The organism is Gordonia sp. (in: high G+C Gram-positive bacteria) (assembly GCF_049299075.1).
Classification (GTDB): domain Bacteria; phylum Actinomycetota; class Actinomycetes; order Mycobacteriales; family Mycobacteriaceae; genus Gordonia.
The window spans coordinates 1-19,458 of record NZ_JBAQWU010000331.1; the positions used below are offsets into that span (position 1 = coordinate 1).

Consider the following 19,458-nt stretch of genomic DNA (forward strand, 5'->3'; position numbering starts at 1 on the left):
ACCAAAATCGACGAACTCGCCGATCAGGTCCAGGAGGGCGTCACCTTCGGTCGAGTCAAACCGGACCAGAAGCGGCACATGGTCGAGGCGCTGCAGTCGCGCGGGCACACCGTCGCGATGACCGGCGACGGCGTCAACGACGTCCTGGCACTCAAGGACGCGGACATCGGCGTTGCCATGGGATCGGGCTCGTCGGCCGCGCGCTCGGTGGCGCAGATCGTGTTGCTGGACAACAAGTTCGCCACCTTGCCGTATGTGGTGGGTGAGGGTCGCCGCGTGATCGGCAACATCGAGCGCGTCGCCAACTTGTTTCTCACCAAGACCGTGTATGCGGTGCTGCTGGCTCTCGCCGTCGGTATCGCGGGACTGGTCGCACACTATGCCGGCCTCGCGCCGGTGAACTATCCGTTCCAGCCGATCCACGTCACCATCTCGGCATGGTTCACCATCGGCGTTCCAGCGTTCATCTTGTCGTTGGCGCCAAATAACGAGCGCGCCAAGACCGGCTTCGTTCGCCGCGTCCTCACCCAGGCGGTACCGAACGGACTGATCATCGGCACGCTCACCTTCCTGTGTTTCATGTGGGTCAACCCGGGTACCGGCCAGACTTCAGTGGTCGGCGCCGAAACCGCCTTCGGTGCCGCGCAGACGCAAGCCGCGACGGCAACCCTGGCCGCGATGATCGCTATGGCCTGGTGGGTGCTGGTGGTGGTGGCGCGCCCGCTGAACTGGTGGAAGGTGCTGCTGGTCAGCGTCTCGGTGATCGCCTATGTGCTCATCTTCACCTGGACGTGGACGCAGGACCTGTTCAAGCTGGACTCGGCTAACGGCGAGATGATGCTGCGCGCCGGGATCTGCGCCCTCATCGGCATCGTTTTGATCGAGGCCTCGTCGCGCATTCTGAATGCCCGGCTGGCGCGCCGGGCGGCCGCGGAGCAAGCTGCCCTGTATGCGAGCGCGCACAGCCCAGCGCACTAGGCGCGCGGGTGCCGCCGGTACGCAGAGACGGTCGGGTGGTCGGCGATCCAGTAGCGCCACGGCCGGTCGGCGGCCAGCCGTACCCCAACCCGGGGGCCGGTGGCGATGCGCTCGTCGCCCGCCAGTGTGGGAGAACGATCGACGACGATGCCGGGCGGGACCAGCAGATCGGTGCCAAGGTCGGCCATCGTGATGCCCAGGGATTTGGCGAGATTGCCTGGACCGCGGCCGAGGAGTTGCTCGGGCACGTCGCCGCGCCGGGCGCGTGCGGCGTCGTACCCGTCGAGAATCTGACCCGCCCGCAGGAGCACCGCTGAGCCGAGGCCGGCGGCGCTGGTGACCACGTTGGCGCAGTGGTGCCCGTGGATGCGGTACACGTACAACCGGTTCGGCGGGCCGTACATGAGTGCGGATCGGGGGGTGCGCGTGAACGCGTGTGAGGCTGGATCATTGGGGCCGTCGTACGCCTCCACCTCGGTGATGCGGGCGATGGCGCCGTCGTACCCGTAGATCACGGCACCAAGGAGTGCGCGTGCCTGCGCGCAGACGTTAGGCTCTTGAACCATGGCGAAGACTAGTGACTCCCTTTCCGTTGCCCTCAGCCCCGCCGAAGCCTTCGCGGCCGTGTCGGAGCTGTCCCGCTTCGACGACTGGCTGATCCTGCACGACGGCTGGCGCGGTGAGGTGCCCGCAGCAGGCGAGTTGAAGGTCGGCACCAAGGCTACGTCGGTGGTGAAGGTGAAGGGCACCCGCGTGCGCTTCGACTGGAAGATCGACACCTTCGACGCGCCGCACCGCCTGCGCTTCTCCGGCAGCGGTAAGGGTGGCGTGAAAGCCAAGATCGATCTGACCGTGAAGCCTAGCGCCGAGGGCTCGGAGGTGGGCTTCCTGATCGATCTGGGCGGTCTGCCGCTGATGGGTCCGGTCGGCAAGGCTGCCGCCAAGGCCGTACACGGCGACATCCAGAAGTCCCTCATCCGATTCCGCGCCGCGTTCACCTGAGTCGTACACTCACTCGTTGAGCGGCAACGCTCTCGTGGGACTGGCGGAAGTTCCCATCGGCGCAGGCCCGGGAGTTGCCGAGTTAGGGCGAGTAGCGCGGTCAGGCCAAATCCGTAACGCCGCCGGATTCTCCAGATAGGTCTCCAGGCCATCGATCTGGTGGTCGTAAGGGCGGCCGCGGAGAGAGGGCATGTAGTCACGAGGATTCAGCCCCGCCGTCGGCGACTGCGAAGTACGGTCAGCGCAGTGCCGTTCTCTACGGCGTCGCATGGCGCCTGAATGGGAGGTTGACGCGACTAGCATCGGCGGTGACCACTCGGCCGTTGCTTCTGCGCTCGGCCATCTGCACCAGGTTCGGTGGGGACTCCTTGAGCTGGTCCGATCCGATTCGGACGACCCTCTACGTAGCTTGACCATGGAAGCGTCCGATGACGTGGAATGGGGCAGTGACGGGGGTGGTTTCTCAGAACTCCTGTGGTGTCCGGCACTTTGGTTAAGTGTGGTGACACGAATGGGGTGGAGGAGAGCAGATGACATCGGGGATGGAACGGGTGTCGGCATCGGCTGCGGGGTGGTACGCCGACCCATGGAGGGTAGCTCCGTGGCGGTGGTTCGACGGCTCGGCATGGACTCCTGTGGTGTCGAGGGAACCCGGGTGGTTCGTCGACCCCTGGGGAGAGGCTCCGTGTCGATGGTTCGACGGCTCGCTGTGGATTCCGGCAGTGAACGGTCAGACCAGTTCGTCGGCGCCCGGGCAGGTACCACCTACTGCGGTATCCGACGCCTGGGTGAACGCGAGTGCGGCCGGGCCAGCGGCGGAGTCCGTGGCGGCTGATGTGGTGGCCGCCGCCGAGCCCAATGCACCGAGCACCACGGCGAAAGCCCAGCCGGCGTCAGTACCGGAACCGCCAGCCGTGACATCCGGGTCCGAGGCGGATGCGCAGGAGGCGGCAGCGGCCGACCGTGAGCGTGATGGTTTGACCATCACTGCGGAATTTCAGTCAGCGTTGGATCATCTTCGTGCGGGCCGGCACTTGTTCCTCACCGGTAAGGCGGGTACGGGTAAGTCCACCTTGATCCGTCTACACACCGAGTCGACTCCTCGGCGCACGATCACCGTGGCGCCGACGGGAATCGCGGCACTGAATGTTGACGGGTATACGATTCACCGGCTCTTCTCCTTCCCGAAGGGCGTGACAGTCGACCACGTGCGCAGCGATAAGTACCGGCCGAACCGCTTCGCCAAAGCGCTTTCGTCGTTGGATACGTTGATCGTCGATGAAGTCTCGATGGTACGAGCGGACCTGTTCGACGCGATAGTCGCAGCACTGGAACGGTTCGGGCCTAAGCCCGGTACTCCGTTCGGCGGGGTGCAACTGGTGCTGGTGGGCGACTTGTATCAGTTGCCGCCAGTGGTATCCGAGGCTGAGGCAGAATGGATCGACCAACGATTCGGGACGCCGTACTTTTTCTCCGCGCACTCGTTCGATCGTGAAACGTTCCCGACGGTGGAGTTAGGCACGGTGTTCCGCCAGCAGGGCGACGGCCGCCTGGTAGAGCTGCTCAACGCCGTCCGCAACGGTGCCATGCTCGATGCGGCTCGGGCTGAATTGAACGCCAGAACCGATCCGGACTTCGAGCCGCCGGTCGATGAGTTCTGGCTGACGCTGGCCGGCACCAACCGGATCGTTGCGGCCCGGAACCGGCAGATGCTCGAACGTCTCCCTTCCCCGGCGGTGATTTTCACAGCAACGATTACCGGTGATACCGACGGCTACGAGTTCCCGACGGATTCTGAACTCGATATCGCTGTCGGCGCGCAGGTCATGATGCTCAACAATGATCCGGCGGACCGTTGGGTCAACGGGACGCTGGGCAGGATCACCTCGATCCGCGCCGATGACCGCGGAGGCCCTCTGATTGAGGTGCTGTTCCGGGACGGGCGTACCGAGTACGTGGGTGAACACATGTGGGAGATCAGCCGCCCTCAGATCCAGGGAGGCGCGCTCGTTCACGAGGTGGTGGGCACGTTCACGCAGTTGCCGATGAAACTGGCCTGGGCGATCACCATCCACAAATCGCAAGGCCAAACCTTGGACAGGCTCGTGGTCGATCTCACCGGCGGCACGTTCGCGAACGGGCAGTTGTATGTAGCGCTGTCTCGGTGTACCAGCCTCGATGGTCTGGTGCTCAAACGCGAGGTCTCACCCAAAGACCTCAAGACCGATATCCGGATCCGGCGTTACCTGGACACCGGGGCCGCTGCGGCCGCCAGTATCGGCGAGGCGTACCTGGCGGTGCTCACCGTGGGTAGTTCGGGTATGCAGTGGCGGCCACGACCGGTCGAGATCGCGGTGGTGACCGATGACGGTGATGAAGTCACGACGGTCATCAACCCCACCAGCGACCTCTACAACGCGCGTGAGGACTACGGCTTGACGACCCGTGATGTCCAGCTCGCGCCCCTGTTGACGGAGGCATGGCCGGCGCTGGCGCCGGTGCTTGCGGGAAGGATCCCGGTGGGCATCGATATCGATGAGCAGCTCGGGTATCTCGATTTCGAGCTCAAACGCAACGAAATCGTCCAGCCGATCTCCCTGGGGGTCGACGTGCCAGACCATCTCCTCACTGCCGGCGAACGGGCCGACATTACCGGGGCCCGGACCGCCCTGGAGCGGGCCAGACCCCTGCGTGCCGCGGTGCAACGGATACGCGGGGGCTCCCCGGAACGACTCGGATCCGGGACACCGTTCCCGCAATCCGCACGTGGGCAGGGCTACCTCCTGGCCCGCACCACCGGACCTGCCGGGACATCGGCGCCCACGGGGTTCGTGGTCGGCGGACACATCGGTGTGAGCGATGACCCGGCGGGCATACTCGCGGAACTGCTCGCCGGCGCGTGGGCCAGGATCCCGAACCCCGACGACACAACCGTCGAGCGCGTACGCGAGGCCGAGCGTTACTTCGGGGTCAGCGTGCTTCCGGAGGGCTTCCAGTCCGCTGAGCCCCTCGACATCGACGAGCTGCTGTGCCCCGGGGCGGGGATCTGTTTTACCGGTGAGGTCAGTTCCTCGACCCACGGCGCACTGACCAAAGAAGACCTCCATGCTCTGGCTGACCGGCGGGGGCTAGTCCCGGAAGACTCCCTGACCAAGTCGAGGACGGACGTGCTTGTCGTCGCCGAAGCAGGAACCCAGTCAGGCAAAGCCAAGAAGGCCGCACGATGGAACAAGCCCGTCATCACCGCAGCGGACTTCCTGGACTGGGCGCACCGCCGCTGAAACCGAGCATGGTCACTCCATACCGGCGTGTGCTGGCAGTGCTGAGATCTGGTTGTTCAATGCTCAGCGTGAATGCACCACGTCGGCAGGCATCGGTCCTCGGGGCTGTGTCCGGATGTGGTCTGAACGGCAGACATTTGCGGCGGGCAGCGCAAGTCGGCTGCTGCGGTCGTTGCGGCGGTGGTTAGCTGTACGCGATAGGCAATTCGGAGGAGCCGGATGAAACCGAGAAGGCTGATGTCGGCGGAGCTTGAAAACTGGTCACTTCCGGCGCTCGAAGAGTGAACGGTTTTCAGGCTCTTCGCCTTTCAGAGTGCGTTGATCCGATTCGCGAGCTGACCGGAGTGCAGTAGGGACCGCAAGATGTAGTGCTCGAGGTTGCCGAAGCGCTGGGCGATCTCGCGTAGGTGTTCCAGTCGGCCGTTGATTGCTTCGACGGGGCCGTTGGAGACGCCGGTATCGAAGTACGCGAGGATGTCGGCATGCCTGGTCCACAGGCTTCGGCTGAGTTGAGCAAGTTCAGCCAATCCTGCCGGCAGCCCGGACCGGAGGCGGCGCAAGGTCTTGTACATGAGTTTCTTGCCCTCACGGCGGTTCGGGTGCTCGTAGGCGGCGATGAGTTGCTGGTAGACGGCCGCCGTCGTAGACCAGTGCGCGAGCCGAATCCAGAGCGATCTGGTTGACCGTCTTCCACGCAAGTCCCAGCCCCGATGCGACGGCTTTGACGCTCATTTTGTCGACCGAGATGCGCTGCAAGATCCACCGTGCAGTCCGGGTAGTGACCACCGAGCGTACTGGCGCGATGTGATCGATCCGGCCGCGGTAGATCGTTCGCGGGCACTGACTGTTCCCGCACACGAAGCGCGGGACGGCCAGGTGCAGCAAGACCGGATGGCCGCTGATCGGCAGGTCGGTCAGAATTCGGTCGGCGTGATCGCGAAGCCTGCCAGCGAGCCCGCAGCCCGGACAGTTCGGGTCAGCCTGCAGGACGCGGCACCACCCGTGCGTGCGGTCGGCGCCGTCAACAGCCGCTCCGGTGATCGTCACCGCCAGCTCGACGGTTCGGCAGATCGTGTCGGCAACATCAGAAGTAAGCTTGGCCATGGGTCCTGTGGTGTGGTCTGGGTTGTGTGAGAACTCCCATCTTCACCCCCAGGGCACGCCCACATCTTGCGCCCACGCCCGGCCGGACCGAACATCACCTACGCACTCTTAGATCCGAAGAGCCGCAAATCTTACAACCGGCTATGGAATATCGTCCCCAACTCGCTCCTTGTAGACAAGCCGTCCAAAAACGATTCCAACATCATCCGCAACTGAGGGAGAATGTAAGTCTTCCACACGTTGGACGGAGCCAGACCAGACGGCCTGATCTACGTCGCCATCTTCGTAAAGAGGATCGAAAATATTCTGCTCGGCTAACAGCCGAATCTGTCCACAGCTATCGGTGATAAGAACGGACCTTTTTCGTTTCGATAACTGCTCGACAGTATTGTGCACCACAGCAAGCATGCGTTCTTATTCTGACGGAATCTCATCAGAACTACCGCACGATAGCAGCGCCAGCGCTCCAATTACCGACAAGCTGCAAGTCAACCCGAGGCGGACTCCGCGTGTAATCATTACTGCTCATCTCCCTGATCAATCTCGCTATCCTCCACTTGGCCAGAGTTCGGCACAAAGAGCAGGCCGAAGAGTCCGACTAGAAGTATGTACGCCAAGAGTAGCCCGCCGACACCAATTACGATCCAGTCAAGGTAGCTTGATCGCACGTCATCGTCTGATCCAACGAACTCGACAAGAGTCGTGACCCAGATTGGTAGTAGGACGATCAACACAACGATATAGAAGGGTGGCACGCGAAGTTTTCCCGCACACCACTCAATCGAGTTCGTAAGCCACATGAGCGGATATGCCACTACTGCAATGAGTCCGACAAGAATCTTTTCCACCATAGCTCCGATCATGAGTGGGTCCAAAAGTATCTTAGCAATTGTCAAACTCCCAGTGCCCCGATTCGGACCGCGTCCACTTGCGTTCTCCCCCTATGTGGCTAGAAGCACTCGGCGCCTGCACATCTACGTATGCAGTCCTTGGGTCAAGGTAACGGATCTTGAATTCTACATCGACACCCGGGTGACGCTCGCCTCCTATTGCCTGATTGAGAGACTCCGCATACTGTGCTTCCGAGTACTCTCCGCGGCAGCGCTGAGAACGATACTTATACGCCCCCGCGTAATTCCCATCATAGACCGCTCTATACATACTGGTCACAGCGTCATCCTATGATTCAGTGTGCCTATCGCGGTTTTCTGCTATGCCAATCAAACAGACGGTCAGCGCAGCAATTATCACCACCGCCAGAGCCGCAGCTGCGCTGTGGCGCCGCTTTTCAGACAGAGATAGCTTATGAATTTTCATACGCACGCCTTTGGATCAGTACAACCACCGGCACCCGGACCTGGCTGCGGTTCTGGTTGCGGTTCTGGTTGCGGCTGCGGCTGGCCATCGCCACCACCCCGCCGCCAGAGCCACCCGAGCCACCCCCGCCACCCGAGCCTCGGCGTCGACGGCTGCTCCGGTGATCGTGACGCCCAGTTCGACGGTTCGGCAGATGGTATCAGCGATGACGCAAGTAGGCTCGTGCGTGGGTCCTGTGGTGTGGTCTGGGTGGTTGAGGAACTTCCATTTTCACACCTAGGACCCGCCTACATCTTGTGGTCGCTCCCGCGCCGCCCGAACCTCACCTACGCACTCTCAGATACGAAGAGCCGGCAAACCCCGCATCGAGCGCCTGCGGCAGACCGTGAAAGTCGACGACGACCCGACCGCGCACTACAACCGGTTCTACGGGCGGCGTGAAGACTCCGAATCCGCCAACAACATCATCGAACACGCCCTCTACGGCGGCCGCTCGATCTCCCTGACTGCCACTGGCCAGTTCCTCGTGACGCTCGGACACGCCCTCGGCCGCAACGCCTACGCCGACCTCATCCGACGCCGACAGCAAGCCTTCGAGGCCGACAGCAAGCCTTCGACGCCGGACCACCGCTCGCGGCCTGAACCGGCGCGGAAGCCCGAAAGGAACCAACAGACAGAACGTCTGACGACCACGCACACCCTCGCGGCCCACGGGACGCGAGGCGATGGCCCCTGCCCAGGAACTCCTGTCGTAGACTCTCCTCACACGGGCAGTCGACCCCTCAACGGGCTGCCCACCACCGACTGGCCACCGGCTGCGGCGCGACGACCCGATCTTCCGCCACATCCTCCGCCAGTCCCCGCTCTCGTAGCTCAGGGGATAGAGCACCGCTCTCCTAAAGCGGGTGTCGCAGGTTCGAATCCTGCCGGGAGCACTTAAACCCGCCTGACCGGCCGGAAACCACGAACCGGCGGTATCGCAGGCGGGTAGTGTTGCGTTCCGCGATCGCCGCGGGGCGACCGGCTCACTCTGGAACCTGCGAGGACTGATGATGACAATGGCACGAACCACGCGGTTTCGGGGAATCACCTTGGGATTGGGTGTCGCGCTCGGAGCGACGCTGTTCCTTGCCCCCCAAGCGGTCGCCGACGACCAGCAGGAAGCCACCCAGGCGATCGCCGAGATGGAGCAGTCAATCGGCGGCCCAGGCAGCGGCGATAAGGGATTCACCGGGGCGGGCCCGGGTACCAAAGAAGGTGCCGTCACGCCGATCTCCGGCACCGACGGCTACAAGCAGTCGTTCTCGGGCGGCACGATTTATTGGAGCGAAGACAACGGCGCGCGCATTCTGTACGGCGCGATCGACGCGAAGTACAACGACGAGGGCGGCCCGGCTGGCGACACCGCGATTGGATTCCCCACGGCGTCCGAAGGACCCTCGACCGTCGCCACCCGTCAGGCGTCGTTCGCTGGCGAGGGTGAACCGACGATCTACTGGAGCCCGCAGAACGGCGCATGGTTGGTCCGCGGCCCGTTTGCGCTGGCCGCTGACCGACTCGGCGCGACGTTGGGTGCGCCGACCGGTGCGGTGACCGTCGACCAGGTTGGCGGCACTGTCTCGCAGGCCTTCATCGGTGGCACTCTGGTCTGGAACATCAAGGACGGCAAGTTCGTCGACCTGGAACCGCTGGGGGCGGGATTCGCCGGGCTTACCGATCTGCGTCTGCCCAGTGACTGGACCAACCTCGGTCTGCCCGGCGTCACCCTGCCGGGTCTGACGCTGCCGAGTATCACCGTTCCGGGCGCTACCGCCTCGGACACCGACTCGGACGGCGCCGACTCGGACGGCGCTGGCTGGAACACCAACTGGCTGTGGTTGCTGCTGCTGATCCCGGTCCTGCTGGCCTTGTGGTTCGGCTTCGGCCGTCGCCGGAATCAGCGGGTCGTGCACGCACCTCGCCCAGCCGCCGATGCCTCGATCCCGAAGATCGATCTGAAGGCTCCAGCTGCCACGGCCGGCGCGAGTAACCCCAGCCCCGCCAGCGGCGACGGGATCGGGACGTACCGGAAGGACGGCGCATCGGTTCCGGTTCCGGTCGGCGCCCACCGGCCGCTCACCGACGCGACGAAGGCGCCGAACGGCTACCCGATCAAGGGGAACGCCGACTCCGGGCAGTACTACGCACCGGACTTCCCGGGATACGCCGAGACCACCGCCGAGATCTGGTTCGCCACCGAGTCGGCTGCGCGCGCGGCCGGCTTCCAGAAGCCGACGAACAGCTGAACTCGCGGTCGTTTACGCTGGCAGAAGTGAAGTCTTCTGCTGCCTGCCCAGAGTCGCTGACCGTCCTTGTCACCGGTGCCACCAGTGGTATCGGCGCCGAAGTGGCGCGACAGTTCGCTGCTCGTGGCTGTCATGTCGTCGGTACCACCCGAAGCCCTGAGGCCGTGAGCGATCCGATCCCAGGCGTCACCTATGTGCGTCTGGACAACGCAGACCTGTCGACGGCGCAGACCTGTGCCAATGCGGTCGGCGACGTCGATATCTTGATCAACAATGCGGGCGAAAGCCATGCGGGTGCTTTCGAGGACACTCCGATGGACGAGATCGAGCGCCTCTTCGCGGTCAATGTCTTCGGTCCGGTCGCGCTCACCAAGGCGGTGCTGCCCGGCATGCGGGAGCGCCGTCGCGGCACCGTGATCATGGTCGGTTCCATGCTTGCCAGTTTCCCGATCGCCTTCCGTTCCACCTATGCCGCGACCAAGGCGGCGATCAAGGCCTATGCCCTCGCGCTGCGCCGCGAGGTGGCCCCGTACGGCGTCCGGGTGATCTCGGTCGAGCCGGGCACCATCGCCAGCGGGATCGGAACTCGCCGGACGGTGCACATCGCCGATGACTCCACGTACGCCGACGAGTACGCGATCGTGTCGGGCACCACGGCGGACAACGAGCGCACGGGCATCAGTGCCGAAGCGATGGCCGAGCAGATCGTCTCGGCCGCCCTCGCCGCCCATCCCAAGCCGTTCTATGCACGCGGCAACCGGGCGCCGATCGTCTTCTTCCTGCGCCGGTTGGCCCCGCGCCAGTGGGTGCTCGATCTGAGCGCCAAGGTCCACGGGCTACCGAAGGTGAAGCCCTGATCACCTTGCGGGTGATCGGGGTGGGCCCGGGCGACCCGCGGCAGATCACCCTCGAAGCGGTCGACGCGATTGGCGTCACCGATGTCTTCCTGTTGCTGGACAAGGGTTCTCGTGTCGCCCAGCTCACCGCGGCGCGGCAGGAATTTCTCGATCGCTACGCAGCCGACGGCCACCGCGTGGTGGTGGTCGACGACCCGCCCCGCGACCGCGCGCCCGACGATTATGAAGCCGAAGTCCGGCGCTGGCACCGCGCGCGCGTCGACGCGCTGGCCGCGGCGATCACCGATTCCGTCGACGACGGCGCGGCGTGCGCCTTCCTGGTCTGGGGCGATCCAGCACTCTACGATTCGACGCTACGGCTGGTGGATCAACTCGTCGACGGTGCCGATCTCGACCTGGCGGTCGAGGTGATTCCGGGCGTGACGAGTGCGTCGGCACTGACCGCCGCGCACCGGATTGTCGCCCACGATATTGGCGAACCGGTGGTGCTGACCACCGGGCGGCGACTCGCGCAGCAAACGGCCGGTGCCGTCGACGCGCCGAACCAGATCGTCATGCTCGACTCGCATCTGACCTTCCGGGAGACGGCCGGCCTCGATGATGAGATCTACTGGGGCGCCAATCTCGGTACGCCGCAGCAGATTCTGATTAGCGGCCGGGTGCGCGACGTCGCCGATCAGATCGATGAAGCACGCACTCGGCTCCGTGCCGAGACGGGCTGGGTGATGGATATCTACTTGCTGCGCCGAGGCTAATCACCACGGGGTGCGCACGGCGGCGAGGACGTCGTCGGCGATCTCCGGTCGGCAGATCACGAAGTCCGGTAGGTACGGCTGCGGGTTGTTATAGACAAGGTCCGAACCGTCGAGCCGCGAGCAGAACAGGCCAGCGGCCTGGGCCACTCCGACCGGCGCACAATTGTCCCACTCGTACTGTCCACCGGCATGCACGTAGGCGTCCACGTCACCGCGGACCACGGCCATCGCTTTGGCCCCAGCCGAACCGATGTGCACCGCGCGCAGGCCGAGCCGGTCGGCGACCGCCGCGCTCGGATACGAGTGCCCGTAGCGGGACACGGCGATCCGCCCGGTCAGCGGACCGGTCACCGTCGGCACCTCGTCGGAGCGAAACAGCTGCCCCTGGGCGGGGAGGGAGACAGCGGACGGGCCGGGGACACCGTTGAGGGTGAGGGCGACGTGCACCGCCCAGTGTGTGGTGCCGCGGGAGAACTCGGACGTGCCGTCGAGCGGGTCGATGATCCATACCCGTTCGCGCTGCAGGCGGACGAGGTCGTCGTCGGCTTCCTCGGAAAGTACGGCGTCATCGGGGCGCTGCGTTGTGAGTACCTGGGCGATCCAGGCCTGCGCGAGCGCATCTCCGACGTCGCCCAAGTGTCGAGGAGCCAGTAATTCCCCGTGGCCCACCCCGAGCAGCACCTGCCCGGCGCCCTGCGCGATCAGCGCCGCGAGTTCGGAGTCGGTGTGCCGGAATGTCATTGGTCTACACAATCACACCGGCCGCGCCCGGGTCGCCCCAGCGGCGGCGGCGGCCGAGGTGAATCACCAGGCGGAGTTCAGCTTCGACTCGATCAGCATCACGTTGTAGTCGCTCCACCGAGACGCGTTGAAGTACAGCTGATTGCCGGTGCCGGTCAGCGCGGGCGATTGCGGCAGCATCATCGGGCCGTAGAGGATGACCGCGCCGGACGGCACCAGGGTGCGCGGTGCGCTCCACGGGCCGTGCATGGTCGGGGCGGTGCGCAGGCGGATGGCGTTGTCGCCATCGAGCATCACGTACTTGTGCAGGAACGGGCTCCATGCGACGGAGAGCTCGGTGATGTTGCCGGTGACGATGGCGGAGTTGTCGGTCAGCAGCCCCAGGTCGCGCGTCCATCCGGTGCCGGTCCAGTAGTCGTAATCGACGAGGTTCAGGATGTCGGTTGGCCGAAAACGCGCCAGGTAGGCGTTGCCGAAGCGGCCATTCGGGGTGCCGACCTGATAGATCCAGCCGTCGTCGGTGCCGTCGGAACTGCGGCCGCGGACGTAGCCGCTCTGCTGGAATCGGCTGTTGTTGACGTTGACCGTCGGCGCGGCAGCGGGGAGCGCGAAGGTGACCGGCGCGTTGACCATCATGGTGCCCTGATCGACGGCCCAGGTCTGGCCGTTGTCACCGGACACGGCGATCGCGGAGAAGTTCGTGTCCCACACGCCCGCGTCGCCCCAGTGCCGGACCGACATGAAATTCATGTACTGCTTGCCGCCGATACTGATCGCGGCCGTGGGGATGGTGGTGACCTCGACGTTGGCGATCTTCTGTCCGGGAACCAGTTCGGTGGCGAAGTTCTGCGGATTGACGACCGCTCCGGAATCGCGGTCACCGGGCGTTCCGTCGGGGATCGACAACCCGTCGGACAGCTGGCTATCGGTGGTCCGCAACAGCACATTGTTGCGCCACTGGTGGTCGGCGATATTGCACCAGCCGAAGGTGTCGCCGAAGGCCATCAGGGTCTGTCCGGCGCCGTTGTCCCAGGCGACGCCGAGGTCAGTGCCCGAGATCGTGAAACGGCTCAGCGTCTTGTTCGGGCTTTTCGGCCCGGTCACCCACGAGAGAACCTTCGACGTGGTGTTGCTCCAGGTCGGTAGGTTGCCCTGCGGTCCTTGCCCCGGTTCCACCGGCGCCCCGCCGCCGAGGGAGCCGTTGCCGCTCAGGGAACTGTTGCCGGACAAGGAGTTGTTGCCGCTGGACCCGGTCGACGACGTGTCGCCGCAGGGGGCTGCTGTCGCCGGCGGCGCGGTGGCACTGCCGACCGCGATGCTCGCGCCGAGGGTGAGAGCGCCAGCGGCGGCGAGAGCCAGACCTCGGTGCGTGGACCAGCGCCGAGGGGACGCGTTGTGCGAGACCTGCATGGATGCTCCCAACTCTCTGTGACGGAAGTGACAGTAGGGTCCAATGGGGCGTAATGAGGGATTCCCTGCGGTGTGGTCTCGTCACGATCAAGCAACGATCAGATGGCGCTGGGCGACCGAGGTGCGGGTAGATTCCCTCCGGTGACCCGCGAAAAGATCATCATCACCGGTGCCAGCTCCGGGCTGGGCGAGGGCATGGCCCGGGAGTTCGCCGCCCGCGGCCGCTCCCTGGGCCTGGCCGCCCGCCGTCTGGACAAACTCGAAGACCTGGCCGCCGACCTATCTGCGCAGGCCAAGGCGGTGGCCGTGACCCGGTTGGATGTGACCGACACCGACGACGTCACCCGCGCCTTTGCCGAACTGTCCGCCGAACTCGGCGGCGTCGACCGAGTGATCGTGAACGCCGGGCTCGGTAAGGGCGCCCCCATCGGCACCGGCAACGCCGCCGCCAACATCGAGACCGTGCAGACCAATCTGGTGGGAGCGCTCGCCCAGATCGAGGCTGCCATGGCGATCTTCCGTGCGCAGGGCTACGGCCATCTGGTGCTGATCAGCTCGATTAGCGCGGTCCGTGGACTCCCCAAAGCCCAAGCCGCGTACTCGGCGTCGAAGGCCGGTCTGTCCACCTTGGGCCAGGGACTGCAGGCCGAGCTGGCGGGCACGCCGATCGTCGTCACCGTGATCCTGCCCGGCTACATCGAGACAGACATCAACCGGGGCGTGAAGACCAAATTGATGACCGACACCCGCTCCGGGGTCGCGGCCTTGGTCAAAGCCATTGAACGCGAACCCCGGCGTGCCGAGGTACCGGCCTGGCCGTGGAAGCCGCTCGCCGCCGCGCTGCGTTTCCTCCCCGAAGCGGTGAGCGCCAAGCTGGTCTGATGGCTAGGGTTGTGCCATGGCACCCTGGCAGCGCGTGACTTCTGACGACGTCGATATCACCGCGACGGCGCGCTGGCATGACCTCGCTGCTCATCAGCAGCATCTGTACGCGCGGCAACTCGGCGAATTGTTCGCGATGAACCCGGACCGCGGACGGCAGATGGTGGTCGAGGCAGGCGATCTGCACATCGATTACTCCAAGAACCTGGCGACCGACGAGACGCTCGAGTTGCTGATCGCGCTGGCGCGCGACGCCGACCTGGAAGACCTGCGCGATGCGATGTTCGGTGGTGAACACCTCAACAGCACCGAGGACCGTGCCGCCTTGCACATCGCGCTGCGGCTGCCACGTGTGGCCCAGCTCGTCGTCGACGGACAAGATGTCGTCGCCGATGTGCACCAGGTCCTCGACGCGATGGCACACTTCGCCGACCAGGTCCGCGACGGTGAGCACACCGGCCACACCGGCAAGGCGATCACCGACGTCGTCAATATCGGTATCGGCGGCTCCGACCTCGGCCCGGCGATGGGCTACCAGGCGCTGCGCCACTACCGCCATGGCCGCCTCCGCTGCCACTACGTCTCCAACGTCGACCCGGCCGACCTGCTCGGCACGCTGGCTCCGCTCGACCCCGAAACGACCTTGTTCATCATCGCGTCGAAGACCTTCACCACCCAGGAGACGCTCGTCAACGCGCGGGCCGCGCGGACTTGGCTGCTGACGCATTACGGCGATGATGCCGCCGTGGCCGACCACTTCGTCGCGGTCAGCACCAACACCGAGCAGGTCGAAGCCTTCGGCATCGATACCGGCAATATGTTCGGATTCTGGAACTGGGTGGGTGGGCGCTATTCGCTAGACTCGGCGATCGGCTTGAGTCTGATGATCGCCGTCGGCCCGGATCACTTCGCCGACTTTCTATCTGGTTTCCACGCGATCGACGAGCACTTCCGAACCGAGCCGCTCGAATCGAATGCGCCGGTGCTCCTCGGTTTGCTTGCCCTCTGGTACTCGAACTTCTGGGACGCGCAGACGCACGCGGTACTGCCGTACGCCAACGACCTCGCCCGCTTCCCGGCTTACCTGCAGCAACTGATGATGGAGTCCAACGGCAAGTCGGTGACCAGAACAGGCCGGCACGTCACCACACCCACCGAAAGCGTCGTATGGGGCGAGCCGGGCACCAACGGGCAGCATGCCTTCTTTCAGCTGCTGCACCAGGGCACCTGGCTGATCCCGGCCGACTTCATCGGCTTCGCCGCCCCGCTGGAGGATTTACCGACCCCGGACGGCGGATCGATGCATGATCTACTGATGAGCAATTTCTTCGCGCAGACGCAAGTCCTCGCGTTCGGCAAGACCGCCGACGACCTCGCCGCCGACGGCGTGGATCCCGCGCTGGCGCCGCATAAGGTTATGCCGGGCAATAGGCCGAGCACCACAATCCTGGCGCCGAAGCTCACGCCGTCAGTGCTCGGCCAGCTGATCGCCCTCTACGAGCACCAGGTCTTCGTCAAGGCGATGATCTGGGGCATCAATCCGTTCGACCAGTGGGGCGTGGAACTGGGCAAGCAGCAGGCTGGCCAACTACTCGGCGACATCGCCGAGCCGGACCCACCCGCGCCGCTACTGGACTCGTCGACCGACGAACTGGTGCGCTGGTATCGCAAGCAGCGCGCCCGAACGACCTAAAGAGATTCACCAACTGCAGTGGAGGAAACCATGAGTGACGCCCGTGAAACTGTTCTCGCCTACGTGCCGGACGCCGACGTCAACGTCGTTGACAAGATGGCCGCCACCTACCGCCTCGCGCTGAGTAATCGGGACGCGGCCCTGGTCTCAGCCAGTGATCCGGAAGAACTCAAGACCGTTCGGGAGAACTTCCTGAAGGGCAAGCTCGGCCTGACCGACGACGATGCCGCGCTTGATGCGGCGATCGTGGCCGTGCTGGCGGAGATGCGGGATGGTCAGGCGAACCCTCGCCTGGCGGTCTACTACAAACTTGCCGATCGCTTCGGCAAACTCGACGTCTTCTAGCCCGCGGAGGGGCTGGCGGCTCCGCCGCCGAGGGGGCCGCGGCCCAGGCGCAGGAGCAGCATCGCCAGCGTGTGGCCCTCGGGGCCGAGATCGGAAAAGCGCTCGAGCACCTTCACCTCGCGGCTGTGGACCAGGCGCGGGCCGCCGGCGGCCATGCGGGCCGCGCCGATCTTCTTGGAGACCGCCGACCGGCGCTGGATTGCCGCCAGAATCACCGCATCCATGCGGTCGATTTCGCGGCGCAACTCGTCGATGTCGTCGGGCAGATCGTCGATGTCGCTGCTCAGGTCGTTCTCATTCACGACTGTTGATCTTGCCACGGTGCCTGCACGACCCGTGCACGGCACCACCCGCGGCTGTCGGAGCGTGCACGATTGACCAGTCTGTCGGGGGTCGGCGGTATCCTGTGCGATGCGATGATGACCAGTTCAGACCAGTTACTCGACGGACTCAATCCCCAGCAGCGTGCAGCGGTGCTCCATAGTGGATCGCCGCTGCTCATCGTGGCCGGCGCCGGCTCCGGTAAGACGGCGGTACTCACCCGCCGGATCGCCTATCTGCTGGCCGAGCGGGACGTGACGCCCGGCCAGATCCTGGCCATCACCTTCACCAACAAGGCGGCCGCCGAAATGCGCGAGCGGGTGATCGACCTGGTCGGTCCGCGCGCGGCCTACATGTGGGTGTCTACCTTCCACTCGACGTGCACGCGCATCCTGCGGGCGCAGGCGTCGCTGCTGATCGGCCGGAACTCGAACTTCTCCATCTACGACGCCGACGATTCTCGCCGACTCTTGGGCATGGTGGTGCGGGACCTGGAACTGGACCCCAAGAAGTACAGCCCACGCGGACTCTCGACGGTGATCTCGAACTTCAAGAACGATCTCAAATCGCCGGAAGAGGTGGCGGCCACGCTCGGCGACATCTCGCCGCAGCAGGGCCAGACAGCCGAGCACATCGCCCGCATCTACGACGAGTACCAGCGCAGGCTCACCGTCGCGAACGCCTTCGACTTCGATGACCTGATCGGCGAGACCGTCGCCCTGCTGCAGAACCATCCGGAGATCGCCGAGTACTATCGGCGTCGCTTCCGGCACGTCCTGGTCGACGAATATCAAGACACCAATCACGCGCAGTATGTCTTCGTCCAAACTCTGGTGGGCGAAGCCGGGTCCGGTGGCACGGCACCGTCTGAGCTGTGCGTCGTCGGTGATTCCGACCAATCCATTTACGCCTTCCGCGGTGCAACGATCCGCAATATCGAAGAGTTCGAGCGCGACTACCCGGCCGCGAAAACCATCCTGCTGGAACAGAATTACCGCTCCACCCAGACGATCCTGTCGGCAGCGAACGCGGTGATCGAGCGCAACCCGAACCGGCGCGCCAAGAAGCTGTGGACTGACTCGGGCGAGGGTGACTTGATCGTCGGCTACGTCGCCGATACCGATCGCGATGAGGCGCAATTCATCGCCAAAGAGATCGACGAACTGGTGGACTACTCGATCGGCGGATCACAGACCGCCGGCTATGCCGATATCGCGGTCTTCTATCGCACCAACACCGCCGCGCGCACCATCGAAGAAGCGTTCATTCGGCACGGCATCCCATACAAGGTGGTCGGCGGTACCCGCTTCTACGAGCGCAAGGAGGTGCGTGACATCGTCGCCTACCTGCGCGTGGTGGCTAACCCTGCCGACTCGGTCAGTCTGCGTCGCATCCTCAACACCCCTCGACGCGGCATCGGCGACCGCGCCGAAGCCTGTGTGGCTGTGCACTCGGAGAACCTCGGCATCAGCTTCTATCAGGCGCTGATCGAGGCCCAGGCGAATCGTGTCCCGCTCCTCAACACCCGTGCGGTGAAGCAGATCGGTGGCTTCGTCGACCTGATCGAGGGCCTGCGCACTGAGTTCCTGCTCGACGACGGCGACGGCGGCGGCGCCGATGCCTCGGCCGAAGGTGCCGATATCGGTGACCTGGTCGAAGCGATTCTCGCCCGCACCGGCTACCGTGCGGAACTGGAGGCGTCCAACGATCCGCAAGACGGTGCGCGCTTGGACAACCTGAACGAGTTGGTTGCCGTCGCCCGAGACTTCAGTCTCGAAGCCGCGCAGGCAGAATTGGACGACGAACTCGCGGAGGACGCCGACGAGATCGACGAGATCGACCGGGAGGGCGAGCCCGAGCCCGGATCACTCGCGGCGTTCCTGGAGAAGGTCTCCTTGGTGGCCGACGCCGACCAGCTGCCCGACGACGGCGAGGGAGTCGTGACGCTGATGACCTTGCACACTGCGAAGGGCCTGGAGTTCCCGATCGTCTTTGTCACCGGCTGGGAAGACGGACAGTTCCCGCATGCCCGCGCCCTCGGCGATGCGAGCGAGCTGAGCGAAGAACGCCGCCTCGCCTATGTCGGCATCACCCGGGCGCGCCAACGGCTATATTTGTCCCGCGCCATCATGCGTGCGTCCTGGGGGCAACCGGTGGAGAACCCGGAATCTCGCTTCCTGCAAGAGATTCCGCAGCATCTGCTGGACTGGCGGCGCACCGCGCCCAAACGGCAGCAGCGGGAGTTCGGGGGCGGTTCCCGGAGTACGTCGAAGCCGTTCGGCTTCGGTTCCGCCTCGGGTGGTTCTGACCCGACACGCGGACGGAACAAGCACGTCGTCTACGAGATCGGCGATCGCATCAATCACCCGAAGTACGGGATGGGCAAGGCCGTCGCCAAAGAAGGGGCGGGCCCGATGGAGAAGATCACCTTCGACTTCGGCAGCTCGTACGGCCGCGTGACCCTGCTGACCCTCGGCGGTTTGCCCG

The 19,458-nt window shown here is 64.8% G+C and carries 16 protein-coding genes, 1 tRNA gene and 1 pseudogene; 11 read left to right on the plus strand and 7 right to left on the minus strand.

Features of this window, described 5'->3' with window-relative positions:
* The coding region (locus WAW85_RS10290) for an HAD-IC family P-type ATPase (RefSeq protein WP_422559519.1) at positions 1–978 on the plus strand (978 nt) is incomplete at its 5' end.
* Here WAW85_RS10290 and WAW85_RS10295 read toward each other — a convergent pair.
* Positions 975–1,544 (minus strand): DNA-3-methyladenine glycosylase, encoded by a 570-nt coding sequence (locus WAW85_RS10295; RefSeq protein WP_422559520.1) that lies wholly within the window; start codon positions 1,542–1,544, stop codon positions 975–977. The two genes, WAW85_RS10290 and WAW85_RS10295, sit on opposite strands and share 4 nt — an antisense overlap.
* Here WAW85_RS10295 and WAW85_RS10300 point away from each other — a divergent pair.
* Both WAW85_RS10300 and WAW85_RS10305 read left to right on the plus strand, forming a co-directional pair.
* The gene (locus tag WAW85_RS10300; RefSeq protein WP_422559521.1) at positions 1,543–1,980 is read left to right on the plus strand and encodes a type II toxin-antitoxin system Rv0910 family toxin; all 438 of its coding nucleotides are present in this window, start codon (positions 1,543–1,545) and stop codon (positions 1,978–1,980) included. The genes WAW85_RS10295 and WAW85_RS10300 overlap by 2 nt on opposite strands.
* A gap of 638 nt (positions 1,981–2,618) precedes the next feature.
* Positions 2,619–5,261, plus strand: a complete 2,643-nt coding sequence (locus WAW85_RS10305) for an AAA family ATPase (protein WP_422559522.1) — start codon at positions 2,619–2,621, stop codon at positions 5,259–5,261.
* A 308-nt stretch (positions 5,262–5,569) separates the two neighbouring features.
* On the opposite strand, the pseudogene WAW85_RS10310 reads toward WAW85_RS10305, so the two are convergent.
* The 3 genes and pseudogenes from WAW85_RS10310 to WAW85_RS10320 all read right to left on the minus strand — a co-directional run bounded on the left by WAW85_RS10310 (position 5,570) and on the right by WAW85_RS10320 (position 8,571).
* Positions 5,570–6,365: pseudogene (locus WAW85_RS10310) on the minus strand (transposase).
* 518 nt (positions 6,366–6,883) lie between these two features.
* Positions 6,884–7,216 (minus strand): hypothetical protein, encoded by a 333-nt coding sequence (locus tag WAW85_RS10315; protein ID WP_422559523.1) that lies wholly within the window; start codon positions 7,214–7,216, stop codon positions 6,884–6,886.
* 788 nt (positions 7,217–8,004) lie between these two features.
* Entirely contained in the window at positions 8,005–8,571 is a 567-nt protein-coding gene (locus WAW85_RS10320; RefSeq protein ID WP_422559524.1) for a hypothetical protein, read from the minus strand.
* On the opposite strand from WAW85_RS10320, the gene WAW85_RS10325 reads away from it, so the two are divergent.
* The 4 genes from WAW85_RS10325 to cobF all read left to right on the plus strand — a co-directional run bounded on the left by WAW85_RS10325 (position 8,545) and on the right by cobF (position 11,579).
* A tRNA-Arg gene (locus WAW85_RS10325) sits at positions 8,545–8,617 on the plus strand. The genes WAW85_RS10320 and WAW85_RS10325 overlap by 27 nt on opposite strands.
* Positions 8,618–8,740: 123 nt before the next feature.
* Complete coding sequence (locus tag WAW85_RS10330) at positions 8,741–9,967, plus strand: LGFP repeat-containing protein (protein WP_422559525.1); 1,227 nt, start codon at positions 8,741–8,743, stop codon at positions 9,965–9,967.
* A gap of 26 nt (positions 9,968–9,993) precedes the next feature.
* Positions 9,994–10,824 carry an SDR family oxidoreductase gene (locus WAW85_RS10335; protein ID WP_422559526.1) on the plus strand — a complete coding sequence of 277 codons (831 nt, stop codon included), beginning with the start codon at positions 9,994–9,996 and terminating at the stop codon, positions 10,822–10,824.
* Entirely contained in the window at positions 10,824–11,579 is a 756-nt protein-coding gene (gene cobF, locus WAW85_RS10340; protein WP_422559533.1) for a precorrin-6A synthase (deacetylating), read from the plus strand. The genes WAW85_RS10335 and cobF overlap by 1 nt, the downstream gene beginning before the upstream one ends.
* Here cobF and WAW85_RS10345 read toward each other — a convergent pair whose 3' ends face one another.
* Together WAW85_RS10345 and WAW85_RS10350 are read right to left on the minus strand one after the other, a co-directional pair.
* Positions 11,580–12,320: a 3'(2'),5'-bisphosphate nucleotidase CysQ gene (locus WAW85_RS10345; protein ID WP_422559527.1), complete on the minus strand. Its 741-nt coding sequence runs from the start codon at positions 12,318–12,320 to the stop codon at positions 11,580–11,582.
* Between the two features lie 63 nt (positions 12,321–12,383).
* On the minus strand, positions 12,384–13,730 hold the full coding sequence (locus WAW85_RS10350; protein ID WP_422559528.1) for a DUF4185 domain-containing protein: 1,347 nt from the start codon (positions 13,728–13,730) through the stop codon (positions 12,384–12,386).
* A gap of 102 nt (positions 13,731–13,832) precedes the next feature.
* Between WAW85_RS10350 and WAW85_RS10355 the strand changes: the two genes are divergently transcribed.
* The 3 genes from WAW85_RS10355 to WAW85_RS10365 are packed head-to-tail and all read left to right on the plus strand — an operon-like array spanning position 13,833 to position 16,650.
* Positions 13,833–14,612: an SDR family oxidoreductase gene (locus WAW85_RS10355; RefSeq protein ID WP_422559529.1), complete on the plus strand. Its 780-nt coding sequence runs from the start codon at positions 13,833–13,835 to the stop codon at positions 14,610–14,612.
* A 34-nt stretch (positions 14,613–14,646) separates the two neighbouring features.
* Complete coding sequence (pgi, locus tag WAW85_RS10360; RefSeq protein ID WP_422559530.1) at positions 14,647–16,305, plus strand: glucose-6-phosphate isomerase; 1,659 nt, start codon at positions 14,647–14,649, stop codon at positions 16,303–16,305.
* A gap of 30 nt (positions 16,306–16,335) precedes the next feature.
* The gene (locus WAW85_RS10365; protein ID WP_422559531.1) at positions 16,336–16,650 is read left to right on the plus strand and encodes a DUF2853 family protein; all 315 of its coding nucleotides are present in this window, start codon (positions 16,336–16,338) and stop codon (positions 16,648–16,650) included.
* On the opposite strand, the gene WAW85_RS10370 is transcribed toward WAW85_RS10365, so the two are convergent.
* A complete protein-coding gene (locus WAW85_RS10370) occupies positions 16,647–16,952 on the minus strand; it encodes a chorismate mutase (protein ID WP_422559532.1) in 306 nt (101 codons plus the stop codon). The two genes, WAW85_RS10365 and WAW85_RS10370, sit on opposite strands and share 4 nt — an antisense overlap.
* 114 nt (positions 16,953–17,066) lie before the next feature.
* On the opposite strand from WAW85_RS10370, the gene WAW85_RS10375 reads away from it, so the two are divergent.
* Positions 17,067–19,458: UvrD-helicase domain-containing protein (locus WAW85_RS10375; RefSeq protein WP_422559534.1), on the plus strand; the 2,392-nt coding region annotated here is incomplete at its 3' end.

What these genes read in the sequence shown, in the direction of transcription:
- WAW85_RS10295 (WP_422559520.1), bottom strand. Translation starts at nt 1,544, where the DNA reads ATGGTTCAAGAGCCTAACGTCTGCGCGCAGGCACGCGCACTCCTTGGT.
- WAW85_RS10330 (WP_422559525.1), top strand. Translation starts at nt 8,741, where the DNA reads ATGGCACGAACCACGCGGTTTCGGGGAATCACCTTGGGATTGGGTGTC.
- WAW85_RS10355 (WP_422559529.1), top strand. Translation starts at nt 13,833, where the DNA reads ATGGCGCTGGGCGACCGAGGTGCGGGTAGATTCCCTCCGGTGACCCGC.
- WAW85_RS10345 (WP_422559527.1), bottom strand. Translation starts at nt 12,320, where the DNA reads ATGACATTCCGGCACACCGACTCCGAACTCGCGGCGCTGATCGCGCAG.
- WAW85_RS10315 (WP_422559523.1), bottom strand. Translation starts at nt 7,216, where the DNA reads ATGGTGGAAAAGATTCTTGTCGGACTCATTGCAGTAGTGGCATATCCG.
- WAW85_RS10300 (WP_422559521.1), top strand. Translation starts at nt 1,543, where the DNA reads ATGGCGAAGACTAGTGACTCCCTTTCCGTTGCCCTCAGCCCCGCCGAA.
- WAW85_RS10365 (WP_422559531.1), top strand. Translation starts at nt 16,336, where the DNA reads ATGAGTGACGCCCGTGAAACTGTTCTCGCCTACGTGCCGGACGCCGAC.
- WAW85_RS10350 (WP_422559528.1), bottom strand. Translation starts at nt 13,730, where the DNA reads ATGCAGGTCTCGCACAACGCGTCCCCTCGGCGCTGGTCCACGCACCGA.